This window comes from Stenotrophomonas sp. STEN054, assembly GCF_056854535.1.
The window spans coordinates 42,772-54,880 of the sequence record NZ_JBXFWG010000016.1 but is presented as its reverse complement, the minus strand read 5'-3'; the positions used below and the strand labels follow the sequence as shown (position 1 = coordinate 54,880).

14 protein-coding genes are annotated in these 12,109 nt (G+C 65.4%); all 14 read left to right on the top strand.

Annotated elements, in window-relative coordinates; genetic code table 11:
- Positions 1–2: 2 nt before the first annotated feature.
- On the top strand, positions 3–869 hold the full coding sequence (locus tag AC1VXD_RS08640; protein WP_482991710.1) for a head maturation protease, ClpP-related: 867 nt from the start codon (positions 3–5) through the stop codon (positions 867–869).
- Positions 870–880: 11 nt separating this feature from the next.
- Positions 881–2,098: a phage major capsid protein gene (locus AC1VXD_RS08635; RefSeq protein ID WP_482991709.1), complete on the top strand. Its 1,218-nt coding sequence runs from the start codon at positions 881–883 to the stop codon at positions 2,096–2,098.
- 57 nt (positions 2,099–2,155) lie between these two features.
- Positions 2,156–2,539 (top strand): hypothetical protein, encoded by a 384-nt coding sequence (locus AC1VXD_RS08630; protein WP_482991708.1) that lies wholly within the window; start codon positions 2,156–2,158, stop codon positions 2,537–2,539.
- 3 nt (positions 2,540–2,542) lie between these two features.
- Positions 2,543–2,830, top strand: coding sequence for a head-tail connector protein (locus tag AC1VXD_RS08625; protein ID WP_482991707.1), 288 nt, complete (start codon positions 2,543–2,545; stop codon positions 2,828–2,830).
- The gene (locus tag AC1VXD_RS08620) at positions 2,830–3,156 is read left to right on the top strand and encodes a phage head closure protein (protein ID WP_482991706.1); all 327 of its coding nucleotides are present in this window, start codon (positions 2,830–2,832) and stop codon (positions 3,154–3,156) included. Before AC1VXD_RS08625 ends, AC1VXD_RS08620 begins: the two co-directional genes overlap by 1 nt.
- A complete protein-coding gene (locus AC1VXD_RS08615; RefSeq protein WP_482991705.1) occupies positions 3,149–3,652 on the top strand; it encodes an HK97-gp10 family putative phage morphogenesis protein in 504 nt (167 codons plus the stop codon). The genes AC1VXD_RS08620 and AC1VXD_RS08615 overlap by 8 nt, the downstream gene beginning before the upstream one ends.
- Complete coding sequence (gp17, locus tag AC1VXD_RS08610; RefSeq protein ID WP_482991704.1) at positions 3,652–4,011, top strand: tail completion protein gp17; 360 nt, start codon at positions 3,652–3,654, stop codon at positions 4,009–4,011. Before AC1VXD_RS08615 ends, gp17 begins: the two co-directional genes overlap by 1 nt.
- 78 nt (positions 4,012–4,089) lie before the next feature.
- On the top strand, positions 4,090–4,563 hold the full coding sequence (locus tag AC1VXD_RS08605) for a phage tail tube protein (protein ID WP_482991703.1): 474 nt from the start codon (positions 4,090–4,092) through the stop codon (positions 4,561–4,563).
- A 124-nt stretch (positions 4,564–4,687) separates the two neighbouring features.
- Complete coding sequence (locus AC1VXD_RS08600; protein ID WP_482991702.1) at positions 4,688–5,062, top strand: hypothetical protein; 375 nt, start codon at positions 4,688–4,690, stop codon at positions 5,060–5,062.
- A gap of 56 nt (positions 5,063–5,118) precedes the next feature.
- On the top strand, positions 5,119–5,355 hold the full coding sequence (locus tag AC1VXD_RS08595; RefSeq protein ID WP_313418243.1) for a hypothetical protein: 237 nt from the start codon (positions 5,119–5,121) through the stop codon (positions 5,353–5,355).
- A gap of 3 nt (positions 5,356–5,358) precedes the next feature.
- Complete coding sequence (locus AC1VXD_RS08590; RefSeq protein ID WP_482991701.1) at positions 5,359–7,326, top strand: SPRY domain-containing protein; 1,968 nt, start codon at positions 5,359–5,361, stop codon at positions 7,324–7,326.
- A 34-nt stretch (positions 7,327–7,360) separates the two neighbouring features.
- Positions 7,361–8,095, top strand: a complete 735-nt coding sequence (locus AC1VXD_RS08585; RefSeq protein ID WP_482991700.1) for a hypothetical protein — start codon at positions 7,361–7,363, stop codon at positions 8,093–8,095.
- Positions 8,096–8,149: 54 nt separating this feature from the next.
- Entirely contained in the window at positions 8,150–8,317 is a 168-nt protein-coding gene (locus tag AC1VXD_RS08580) for a hypothetical protein (RefSeq protein ID WP_482991699.1), read from the top strand.
- 65 nt (positions 8,318–8,382) lie between these two features.
- Positions 8,383–12,105 (top strand): phage tail protein, encoded by a 3,723-nt coding sequence (locus tag AC1VXD_RS08575; protein ID WP_482991698.1) that lies wholly within the window; start codon positions 8,383–8,385, stop codon positions 12,103–12,105.
- Positions 12,106–12,109 lie beyond the last annotated feature (4 nt).

Here is a 12,109-nt window from a genome sequence, read left to right as displayed (position 1 = left end):
TGATGACCACCCGAACCATTCCGGGCGTCCCCAGGGGTCGGCCGCAGATGGACGTGCGCAGCTATGTGGCACCGGCAGCTTTCGACCGCTGGGATTCGACCATTCGCGCGGCAGCCGATGGCGAAGAAGACCGGACCATCGGTATCTACGACGTGATTGGGGAGGACTGGTGGACCGGCGGCGGATTCACCGCCAAGCGAATGTCGGCCGCCCTGCGCTCACTGGGGAAGGGGCCTGTGAACGTGGCGATCAATTCGCCTGGCGGGGACATGTTCGAAGGGCTGGCGATGTACTCGATGCTCCGCGAACACCCCGGCGAGGTCACCATCAAAGTGATGGGCATCGCAGCCTCTGCGGCCTCGATCATTGCTATGGCCGGGGATACCGTCCAGGTCGCACGCGCCGGCTTCCTGATGATCCACAACTGCTGGCTGCTGGCAGCAGGGAACCGCCACGAGCTGCGTGAGATCGCTGACCAGCTGGAACCATTCGACCAGGCCATGGCCGATGTCTACGCCGCCAGGACAGGGGAAGACGTCAAGGCCATGCAGAAGCTGATGGACCGCGAGTCATACATCGGCGGCAGCGCTGCGGTATCTCAAGGGTTCGCGGACTCGCTCCTGGATTCCGACGAGATCGGCAAAACCGACGACAGCAAGAGCGCATCTGCTGTCCGCCGCATGGAGGCCGCGTTGCGGGCCTCTGGCATGCCCAAGTCAGAGGCCATGCGGCTGATCAGCCAGTTCAAGTCCAGCGCGGGCGATCCCGCTGGCAGCGGTGAGGGCGAGCCCACCGACAACGGCCAGCGTGACGCTGCCGGCTTCACGACCACTGCGGCACTGGCCGCGAGCCTCACCACCATCCTGTAAGGAGCGCCTAAATGGCCCAGATCGACGAAGACATCAAGAACATCAACGCCAGCCTCGGGCAGGTGAACGAGCAGCTGAAGAAACACGCCGAGCAGGCGAGGGCCGATATCAACGCCCACGCGCAGCTGTCTGAAGAAACCAAGGCCAAGGTCGACCAACTGCTGGTCACCCAGGGCGAGCTGCAGGCCAACCTGCAGGCTGCCCAGCAGGTCATCGCCAAGCTGGAGCAGGGCGGCCGTGGCCCGGCCAAGTCCCTGACCATCGGCGAAGTGGTTGCCACGTCCGATGCCTGCAAGAACTTCAACCCCGGCATGCAGGGCAGCTTCACCGTCAAGGCGGCGATCACCCGCGAAGACGCCTCGGGCGGCACGCTGATCCAGCCGCAGCGCGTGCCTGGCGTGGTTGCAACGCCGAACCAGCGCCTCTTCATCCGGGATTTGCTGACTTGGGGGCCCACCTCCTCGGACAGCATCGAATACGTGCGCGAGACCGGCTTCACCAACAACGCGGACGTGGTGGCCGAGAACCCGAACAATCCGAAGCCGGAGTCGGATCTGGCGTTCGAGCTGGACTCGGCCAAGATCGCCACCATCGCCCACTGGATCCGCGCGTCGAAGCAGGTCCTGCGCGATGCCAGCATGCTGCAGGCCTATATCAATGGCCGCCTGATGTACGGCCTGAAGGTGAAGGAAGAAGCGCAGCTGCTGAAGGGTTCCGGCGTGGGCCTGAACATCAACGGTCTCTACACCCAGGCCTCGGTCTACGCGAACCCGGGCGTGGTGGTGCAGAACGAAACTGCCATCGACCGTCTGCGCATCGCCATGCTGCAGGTCACCCTGGCCGAGTACGAAGCCGACGGCATCGTGCTGAATCCCATCGACTGGACCACCATCGAGCTGTCGAAGACCACCGATAACGCCTACCTGTTCGCCACGCCGCGTGGACTGGCCGTTCCCGGGCTGTGGGCGCGGCCGGTCGTGGCCACCAAGGCCATGGACGTGGGCGACTTCCTGACTGGCGCCTTCAAGATGGCCGCCCAAGGCTGGGACCGTGAGCAGGCGAACATCACCGTCTCCAACCAGGACCGCGACAACTTCGTCAAGAACATGGTGACCATCCTCTGCGAAGAGGATGTGGGCCTGACGGTGTTCCGTCCTGAAGCGCTCGTCAAGGGTGGCTTTACCGGTTTGCCGGTGGTTGACGGCGCAGGTGGTGGCGCGGGCGGCTGATCCTTACTAGGCGCCGGGAACCTCCCGGCGCCGACCAACTCCAGGAGATCAAACGTGGTGAAAGTCACCGCTCTGAGTTCGTTTGAACACCACGGTAGCCGCATTCGAGGCACCGTGTTCGAGGTATCACCGCAGCACGCCAGCCTGTTGGAGGCACGTGGTCTAGTGAAGACCAACGCCAACGCCAACGCCAACGCCAACGCCACCGCCGCCGCCACCGCCACTGAGCCTGCAGGAAAAACCCCCACTGGCGCGCCGTCCGGCGCGGAGCTGATCCGCCAGAAGCCCGACAAGGTCATCGCCGCCGTAGCGGGTGTGACGGATCGTGCGACCCTGGAGGAAGCGCGGGCTGCCGAGAGTGCCAAGGGCGCCAAGGCGCGCGAGGCAGTCATTGCGGCCATCGATGCCGCGCTGGCGGCGGCGCCCGCGTCGCAGGAGTGAGCCATGCTCATCGAACTGGCTGAGGCAAAGCAAAGCCTGCCGGTGATCCACGACGCCGACGACGCGCTCATTACGGGCCACATCGAGGCGGCGCAGGACTACATCGAGCAGTACATCGGTCGGTCGGTGCCGTGGCTGGATGAGTCGGCGCCACCTGCGCCGGCTCCTATCCCCGCCGCCCTCAAGCAGGCCGCCCATCTGCTGGTCGGGGACTACTATTTCAAGAAGGACGAGAGCGACCTGGCCGTGCGCCGGCTGCTCAATCCCTACCGTGTCACCTGGGGGGTGTGATGGCTGGCAGGTACAGGCACCGGATCACCCTGCAGGTGGAGGAACGGGTGCGCCTGCCTCTCGGCGGCGACAGAACTTCGTGGGTGGACTGGAGGGCCGCCGTTCCGGCTGAAGTAGTTCCATTGTCCGGCCGGGAGTTTACTGCCGCCACCGCCGAGCATGGCCAGGTCAGTGCTCGGATGGAGGTTCCTTTCCTTCCCGGAGTGGTCAACACGATGCGGGTGCTTTTCGACGGCCAGATCTACGCGATTCGCGCGGTGTTGCCTGACCCTACCGCGCGTCGCCATCTGACCCTCATGGTGGATGTAGGACTTTCCGATGGCTGAGCACCTGCAGATCAACGGGCTGGAAGGGCTACTGGCATCGCTGAAGGCATTGCCGGCCGAGCTGCAGGGGAAGCCACTGCAAACGGCTATGCGCCGCGGCGGCAACGTGATCCGCGATGCGGCGCGTGGCCGTGTACGCCGAGCCAGTGGCTTTCTGGCGAAACAGATTGTGGTGCGGCGAGCAAACGCGAAGAACCGAAACAGGGCCGGCGTTGGACCTGGTGGGGAGTACTTCACAGTTGGCGTGAAGACCGGCAAGCGGGCCAAGTACGCGAACACCAAACGCAATCGGCGCCAGCGCCGAGTCGGCAAGGCATACGTGCAGTCCGGGTGGGCCTACTACTGGCGATACCTGGAGTTCGGCACGAAGAAGATGGCGGCGAAGCCGTTTCTCACTCCGGCCGCAGAGGCTAAGGGGCCGGAGGCGGCTCAGGTGATTATCGATCAGACCCGGGAAGCCATCGGCAAGGTGATGCGGGCAAGGGGGTGGCGCTGATGGTTCCTCTGATCCAACCATTGCTGCAGGGCGATGCCGAGGCGCGCCGTGTTCTCGGTGACCCGATCCGTGTCTACCCAAATTCAGCACCACAGGACACCGCGCTGCCCTATGCCACCTGGACAACCGCTGGAGGCGCGCCGGTGGGTGCTTTGTCTGAGCCTCCTCCTGCGGACGGGTGGCGTGTGCGCCTGACGGTGTGGGGCAGGGACACCGGCCAGGCCAATGAGGCGGCAATGGCAATCCGCGATGCCGTGGAGAAGGTGGGCAGCATCGAGTCCTACAACCCGCCGCCGGACGACGACGACACCGGTGCGTTCGGGATCTCTTTCGACGTGCGGCTGCTGCAGCTGCGGTGATCCAGACAACGGCAAACCCAGCGGCCCCGAAAGGGGCTTTTTTCATGCCCGGCACCGGGCGAGACACAAGGAAACCCCATGGGACAGGTACTCAAGTCCAAGCACACCCAGCTGTTCATCGCCATCGGCGAGGCCGAGGTCATCAAGGTGACCCGTGTCCGCTCGGTCGGCTTCCCCGATGGCCAGGCGTCGGAGATCGATATCTCCGACTTCGACGACGACTGGGACCAGTTCGTTGCCGGCCGCAAGGCAACGGGCAGCACCACCATCGAAGTTATCTATGACTCGGTCGATTCCGAGGCGCTGGAAGAGCTGCACCGCACCGGCGTTGTGGTGAACTTCCTGGTCACGGCTCCGGCGAGCGAGACGGCAGGCGTTGCCAAGCCGGTCGCGGTCGATGGCGTCATCACCCCGCCCACCACCGTGCTGTGCAAGCAGTTCAACGGCTTCGTGCAGAACTTCGCTGTCACCGTGGCCGACAACGACGTCTGGAAGGCAACGATGACCATCCGTGGCTCGGGTGCCGTCGAGACCCACCGCCCGGCACCGTAAGCGCTGGGTAACGGCGAACACCTGGCCCGCTTCGGCGGGCCACATCTTTGGCAGGGCGTGCGGAATCTCCGCGTGTTAGCCGTGCGCGGCCCGCACGTCCTGTCGCCATCCAAGGAAACGGCCAATGAGCAAGACCAGCGAAAACACCGAAGCCCGGCCGGCGCAGCCGGTGAGCATCCTCCAGGCATTCACCAACGCCGGCATGTTCGCTGCGAAGCACGTACAGGCGGACACCATCGAACTGCCTGATGGCAGCAAGGCGCATTTCTTCGTGCGCGCGCTGCCGGATACCGAATTCCGCAACCTGTATGCCTCCGGCGACCGCGCCAAGCTGATCGCGGCCACGATCTGCGACGAGGACGGAAAGCGCGTCCTGACCGAAAAGCAGGCTGGTGATCTCAAGCCCAAGGTGGCGGCCAGCCTGCAGTCCATTGCGCTCAAGCACGCCGGCTTCGGCAGTGATGCCGACGCGTTGCAGGAAGAAGCGGGAAACGGCTAAGGAAGCGTGGCGAGGAATGGTTCTGGCACGTCCTGGCCGGTCACCTCCACCGCACGGTGGCCGAGCTTCGCGCCACCATGTCGCGCAAAGAGTTCCTGTGGTGGTGGGAGTTCAACAAGCGCAACCCTATCGATCCCGTCAGCATCCACCAGAAGCCCGCCGCGCTCGTCGCCTACATCACCGCCGTGCACAGCCAAGGTGGCACGAAGCACAGCATGCAGCAGTTCCTGGAGACCCTTGTTCCTCGATCTGACGACGACGAGGCGCAGGACTGGTTTGAATCCCTGAGATAACCCATGGCAGATACCTTCGGGCGCTTCTCGGCGCTCCCCATTGGCCCTCTGCTCGCTGCGCGCGACGGGGGGCTGACACTCGCCACGACAGCCGCCGCCAACGGCGCCAGGTGCGCGCGCTCGGACTTCGCGCTGGGTAGCGGCACGGTAGGGGTGGAGTTCGCCGTGTGGGGCGATGACGCGCTCGCCGCGGTCGTGGGGTTTGTGACCCCGGCCGCGTCGCTCAGCCAGTCGCCGGGCTCCAACGCCAACGGCATTGGCTGGGAGCTGGCTACCGGGCGCCTGCTGCAGGGTGTCGGCGCCATCGCCACCGGCCTGCCTGCCGTAGTTCATGGCGATATCGTTGGGCTGCGCATCGCTTTCGGTAGCCCGTCGCGCCTGCAGCTGTACGTGAACGGCGCAATGGTCCACCAGCGCGACCTGCTGCTCAGCGGCCCGCTCCACTTCGCGGCGGGGTTGGCCGCCACAAAGGCCGGCGGCCTGTGCGTGGCGGTGAACGCTGGCCAGTGGGCGCCGCGAAGCGAGGCAGCAGCTGCCGGCTGGCGATTGGATGCCGTGGCAGTCGCCCCAATCCGGCTGGCCGACGCTGACTGGCTTAGTGCCCCGGGCGACAGCCCGGCCAACGCACGGTTTGAGGGGCTGATTGCCGAGGGCGTCAACCTGGTGCAGGAGCTGAGCTTCTGGCCATGGGGTGGCGATCCTGTTTCGCAGACGGCTGCCGCACAGTGCGTTGTTGCCGACGCAGAGGGGCTTCTGGACGCCATGGCGCTCTCTGGCGCCTCCGGCGAGCCGGTGCGGATCCTGATGGTGGATGAATCAGCCATGTTGGCCGACGCGGCGCCGGTATTCCGCTGCGCGATCGATCAGATCGAGATCAACGACGACGGCAGCAAGACCTTGCACCTGCGTGATGCCCACGACTATCTGGGGCTGACCTTGAACCGCGGGGTGTTCCTCCCCAACGTCGCGTCGCTTGCCTGGAAGCCCCAGCCGGTGGTGATCGGCGCCGTGGCCAGTGTTCCGGCGGCAGGCGGCAACTCGGACGCTACAGCGATGTTCGTCGCGGACGGGCGTGTCTACCTCGACGCGGTGATGGACCGTGGCGACCTGATGGAGCCGGGCACGTTCAGCGTGTCGCCGGATGGTCAGCAGCTGCTGATGAAGTCGCCGCCGGTGATGCCTGTGGTAGCGGACATGTCCAGTGTCGGGCCCGCCATGGCGCCGGCCACCCTCGCCGCTGCCGTCGCGGATGTGATGGCCCGCCTGGGGAGTGGGGCATGGTCTCTGGCCGATTGCCAAGCGGTGGATGCTGCCACCGGCTATGCCGGGATCGGCTACTACGCAGGCTCGGCGGTCACTGGTCGCGACGCCTTGAACGCGATGCTCCCGAGCTTCGGAACTGGCTGCTACCAGGACGCAACCGGTGTGCTGCGGTTTGTCCGCGTTGTGGCGCCAGAGGCGTTCACCGGCCCGATGGCGTTTGAACTGTCTGAGGCGGACATGGCAACGGACCTGGTTGGCGTCCCCGATGATGCTCCGAACCTGACGCGACGGATGGCCTATCGCCCCAACGCGCAGGCCTTGGGGGCATCGGATCTGGTTACCGACCTGGTGGACGTGCCGCAGGCGCGGCGCGACGAGCTGACAGCCCTATACCGCGGCCAGGTGTACGCTGCCGGCCCGCTGGACGCGCACTACCGCCGCGCCGATGCGGCTGATCCGGTCATATCGCTGTTCTGGCATTCTCTCGATGCCCAGGCCGAGATCGACCGGGTGGTGGGCATCTACCGGCAGCAGCGATTCTTCTACCAGTTCACCGTGCGTGGTGACCAGCAGTTGGCGCCGCTGCCTGGACAGGTCGGGCGCCTGACATACGGCCGCTACGGCTTGGCCGACGGCAAGCCGGTGCTGGTGCGCCGCGTGGAGCGGAACCCTGCCACGGGTGATGTGGTGATGACGGTGTGGGGGTAGCAGCGTGCTTATTGGATTTGGAATGCCGGCGGTTGTGACTGCCACGCTCACCGGCGGCACTTGGCTCACTTCCGATCAGGGCTCGGCGTTGTTCGACGGCAAGCCGGGGCGCGCATCGCGCATCCGGCGCACTGGCACCCTTGCGATCACGGTCAATCTTGCGCAGCCGATCGTGCCGGGCATCGTGGCGGTCCTCGGCCTAAGCGTGCCGGCCGGTGTGCAGGTACGTGCCGCCGGCGCGGTGGGCACGACCATCAAGCTGCCGGATGGCAGCGTCTGCGCCTGGCTCTTTCCGCAAGGAACTGCCGCGGTGTCGGTGGTGTCGGTCGAGGTCGTCACGACGGACACCAACGTCGACATAGGGGAGATCGCAATCTTGCGGGCGGTCGATGTTGGAATCAGCGACGGCTGGGGCGTGGTGCTGGTCGACAGCAGCGCCCACACCAGGACCAAGGGCGGACAGTTGAACACGGTGGATGGTGCGCTGTATCGGCGCATGACGTGCAACCTGTCCGGAAGGGCTACCGAGATTGTGCGCGGCGGCGGTCTGGCTGGTGGTGTGGACTGGGAGACTGTCGCGGCGGCGATGGCCGGGCGTCGTCGGTCATGCGTGGTTCCCCAGTACAGGGACATGGCTACGAAGGCGTTCAACCCAGCGCTGGCGGCGCGCGCTGCCATCTATGGCTACCCGACCCAGCTGCCAAGTGCCGAGAACATCAGCCGCAACTACTTCTCCGGCACGATGGAGTTTGAGGAAGTACCGGCCTGACCCCCGCGTGGATCGATGGCATCATTCCCCCACAACCACAGTTGAGGGGGACCGATGTATATCGTGCTGGCCGTTCTTGGGCTACTGGCCGCGCTGGCCGGGCTGCTTATGCTCACCCAGGGGACCATGGGGGTCGGTGCTATTGCATTCGGCGTATTCCTCGTTGCACTGGCTCGCGTGATCCAGGCAGAGCGTCACCATTCAAAAACCATGGGTGAATAGCCGGTTCTCCGGCCCCCAACCAAAAGCCCCGCCTAGTGCGGGGCTTTCTCGTTTCTGGAGCCGACATGTCCCTCTACACCCTCACCGTCGACCTGTTGATGAAGACGGGTTCATTCGTGAAGGACGCAGGTAAGGCAGAGCGCCAGTTCTCGCAGTCCATGGACCGCATGCACGCCGTAGCGCGGAAGGCGGGGACGGCCATCGGCCTGGCGATCTCGTCTGGCCTGACCACGACCACGGCTGCGGCCGTGGCCTGGTCTCGGCAGGTCGCCGACCTGAGCGTGCAGTACGACCGCATGGCAACCCTGTCGGGCAGCACGTCCGAGGCGTTCCAGCGGATGGCAGCCGGTGCGAACGTCGTTGGTATCAGCCACGAAAAGCTGGCGGATATCCTGAAGGATGTGCAGGACAAGATCGGTGACTACGTCCAGACGGGCGGCGGTGCGATGGCCGATTTCTTCGACAACATCGCACGGCGCACCGGTGTTACCGCCGAGCAGATGCGCAAGCTGTCTGGCCCCGATGCATTGGGGATGTACTTCAACAGCCTGGAAAGGGCGAACCTGTCGCAGTCCGAACTGACCTTCTACATGGAGGCCATCGCCAGCGACTCGTCCATGCTGATTCCGCTGCTGCGGAACAACAGCGCCGGATTCCGCCAGTGGGGCGACGCTGCCGAGGCAGCGGGCGCGATCATCGATGGCAAGACCACGAAGGCAACGAATCGGCTGCGCGAGATCACGCAGGAAGCCGACTTGGCCATGATGGGTTTGAAGGTGAGCGTGGCGGAGGAACTACTGCCGACGCTGAACAACCTGACCGAGTTTATGGCGTCGCAGCAGACGCGAAACGCCTTCACCACGGCGACGAAGTGGGTCGCAGAGCTGACCGCGCAGATGGCGGAGGGCGCGGTTCAGATCGTGAACCTGATCGGCCGCTACGCAGAGCTGCAGGCACTGGAGGGCGCTTCGGCTGGTGCGCTGAGCAACGCCAGCGAGGATGCACTGAACGAGCAGATGGGCGACCTGTTCGCGCGGCGCAAGCTGCTGCTCTCGGTGGAAGCGCCCTCCCCGGAGCGCGACAAAGAAGCCGAGCGGCTTCTGGCGGAGCGGCTGCGGATCCAGCGCGAGCTGACTCGCCGGTATGGGCCGCAGGTGACTCTGATCGACAACGGCCAGATGCTGCCGGACTCGGCGCTGAAATCGAATGCGGTGGGCTACAAGCCTACCGGCAACATTGATAAGGGAGCGCGCGACAAGGCTGATGCCGACGCGAAGCGTCGGGCCGAGGAAATTGCCCGTTATAAGCAGCAGGCCGACGAAGCTGCCGGCGCTATGGAGGGCCCTCTCGCTGAGGCCATGGCCAAGCACCTTGGCAATATGGCCGAGTACAACGGGCTCCTGGCAAAGGGCAACATCGCCCAGGCAGATGCGAACGTGCTGATGGGGCAGAGCGCCCTGGAGTACGCCAAGGTTGCCGCCGAAGTCGAGAAGGCCATGGGCGGCCCCGAGCAGCTACTGGCCACCTTTGGTGCCGAGCTGGAAATGCTCGGCAAGACCGGGCGCGCGCGTGAACTCTACCGTCGCCAGCTGGTGAACGAGAAGGACATGCGCGAGGAGCTGCGCAAGGCGGCGGAAGCCGCTGGCGGCAAGGATGCGCTGGCCCTGGCCAAGGGCGCGAGCAGCTACGCGGAGTACGAGCAAGCGATGCTGGCCGCCGCGGCTGCCGCTGCCGAACTTTCGGTGCAGATCGAGGAGGCTGCGGCAAACGCGGAGGCCTTGGCCAACGTCATCGTGTCGGTCGCGGCTGACGGCGTCGATGCGTTCGCCGACTTCGCCGCGGATGGCCTCCGGAACTTCCACAACCTGTGGGATGACCTGAAGGACGTGGCCAAGCGCGGGATGCGCGACATGATCGCGGAGATCCTCAAGCAGAAGATCGTGATTCCGATCCAGACGCAGATCATGAACGGGATCAACGGGCAGGGTGGTGGATTGAGCCTGCAAAGCATCATGGGCCTGTTCGGCGGCAACGGATCTGCTGCAGGTGGGCAGAACCTGAGCAGTGTGGCGGGGCTACTTTCGCAGGGGCAGGGCCTGTTCGGTGCAGCGACTGGCGCCGCGAGCAGCGGTGTCAGCGCCGGCAGCTTGATGGGCTTCGGCAACAACATCGCCGCGTTCGCAGGCGGTGGCGCATCGGCGGCCGGTGGTACGGCTGCCGCCGGCGCCGGTGCCGCATCGTCTGCGGCTGCGGTGGTCCCGATCATCGGCTGGATCGTGGCCGGCATGATGAAGAACGCCGAACTGTTCGACCAGGGCTGGAACATTTCCAACGGTGAGAGCTGGGCGGGCAAGATTGCCACGGCCGGTGCGGTGGGGCTGGCGGACAAAGGATTCCGCGGGCTCGGGTTCAACGACAAGGTGGCCTCGATCCTGTCGGGGTCCAGCATCCACGCCAAGCTGTTCGGCCGCAGCACTCCCAAGGTGACCGGCCAGGGCATCACGGGTGACTACGGGTTTGGCGGGTTCAACGGCCAGTCCTACGCCGACATCAAGGCCAAGGGTGGTTTGTTCCGCAGCGACAAGAAGTGGACCCAGTACGCCGCGCTCGATCCTGGCATTGACCGCACGTTCGACATGGCGGCACGACAGGTACGCGGCGCAGCCACGGACCTGGCCAAGCAGCTCGGCGTGGACCTGTCGGGGCAGCTGGCCGGCGTCAAGGTCTCGCTGGGCAAGCTGCAGCTGTCGGCGGACTCGGCCGAGGCCAAGTCGCAGCTGGAGGCCTACCTGGCCGACATGACCGATCGGTTGTTCACCGAGGCGGTGAAGGCGGCGGGCTTTGGAGGGCAGCTGGACGGCTACTTTGAAGCCTCCGACGTGTTCACGGCGCTGGGCGCATCCCTCGAGCTGGCCGTGGGCAATGCGGACCAGCTCGGGCGCGCGCTGAATGGGCTGGAGATCGAGAAGGTCAACAAGGCCGTCGACTACTTCCAGGATCTTGCCAGCGTGGCCGGCACGGACTTGGCCACGCAGATCCAAAAGGTGACCGGGCTGCTGGGCAACTACGCCACGCTGATGGCCGACGTGTCGACGCAGCTGCTGACCGGCGACCTGTCCAGCTACCAGCAGCAGGCGCTCAGCATCGAGCGGACCTACCGCCAGCAGGTGAAGTCGGCCAACGACTACGCCAAGGCGCTGGGCCTGTCCGGGGCACGAGCGGAGGACTTGGCCAAGATCGAGGCGTTGCGTGCTACGAACATGGGCAAGCTGCAGGCGCAGATCGACAAGGAGAAGAAGGCCATGCAGTACGGCCTGTCCATCAGCGATCTGTCGCCCCTGACGGACCAAGAGAAGCTCAGCGAGGCGATGAAGGAGCTGGAGCGCGCCGTGTCCGGCGGCGACACCAGCGCGGCGCAGGCGGCCGCTCAGGCCGCCCTGGGCTTTGGTCGGAACCTCTACGCCAGCGGCCAGGACTACAACGGGCTCTACGACCAGGTCACCGGCCTGATCGGTGGCATGAAGGTGGGCGACCTCGATATGGAGGACGGCACCAGCATGGGCGCCCTGGCCGATGCAATCGAAGCCCTCCCGGACAACTTCAGCCGCGCCGTGTTCGACCTAGTCGTGAACAACGACGGCCAAGCCGCGACCACGACCGCGGTGCAGCAGAGCAACGCGCTGCTGGCGGAGCAGAACCAGCTGCTGCGCGACCTCCTTTCCACCACCACTCAGGGCGTCCGCACCTCGGCCAGCTCTGCCTTGCGTCAATCGCTCAACGCCCTCTGAGGTA

Excerpts from the sequence above, each read along its gene's own strand:
- AC1VXD_RS08640 (WP_482991710.1), top strand. The coding sequence starts at position 3 with ATGACCACCCGAACCATTCCGGGCGTCCCCAGGGGTCGGCCGCAGATG.
- AC1VXD_RS08635 (WP_482991709.1), top strand. The coding sequence starts at position 881 with ATGGCCCAGATCGACGAAGACATCAAGAACATCAACGCCAGCCTCGGG.
- AC1VXD_RS08625 (WP_482991707.1), top strand. The coding sequence starts at position 2,543 with ATGCTCATCGAACTGGCTGAGGCAAAGCAAAGCCTGCCGGTGATCCAC.
- AC1VXD_RS08620 (WP_482991706.1), top strand. The coding sequence starts at position 2,830 with ATGGCTGGCAGGTACAGGCACCGGATCACCCTGCAGGTGGAGGAACGG.
- AC1VXD_RS08615 (WP_482991705.1), top strand. The coding sequence starts at position 3,149 with ATGGCTGAGCACCTGCAGATCAACGGGCTGGAAGGGCTACTGGCATCG.
- gp17 (WP_482991704.1), top strand. The coding sequence starts at position 3,652 with ATGGTTCCTCTGATCCAACCATTGCTGCAGGGCGATGCCGAGGCGCGC.
- AC1VXD_RS08605 (WP_482991703.1), top strand. The coding sequence starts at position 4,090 with ATGGGACAGGTACTCAAGTCCAAGCACACCCAGCTGTTCATCGCCATC.
- AC1VXD_RS08600 (WP_482991702.1), top strand. The coding sequence starts at position 4,688 with ATGAGCAAGACCAGCGAAAACACCGAAGCCCGGCCGGCGCAGCCGGTG.
- AC1VXD_RS08590 (WP_482991701.1), top strand. The coding sequence starts at position 5,359 with ATGGCAGATACCTTCGGGCGCTTCTCGGCGCTCCCCATTGGCCCTCTG.
- AC1VXD_RS08580 (WP_482991699.1), top strand. The coding sequence starts at position 8,150 with ATGTATATCGTGCTGGCCGTTCTTGGGCTACTGGCCGCGCTGGCCGGG.
- AC1VXD_RS08575 (WP_482991698.1), top strand. The coding sequence starts at position 8,383 with ATGTCCCTCTACACCCTCACCGTCGACCTGTTGATGAAGACGGGTTCA.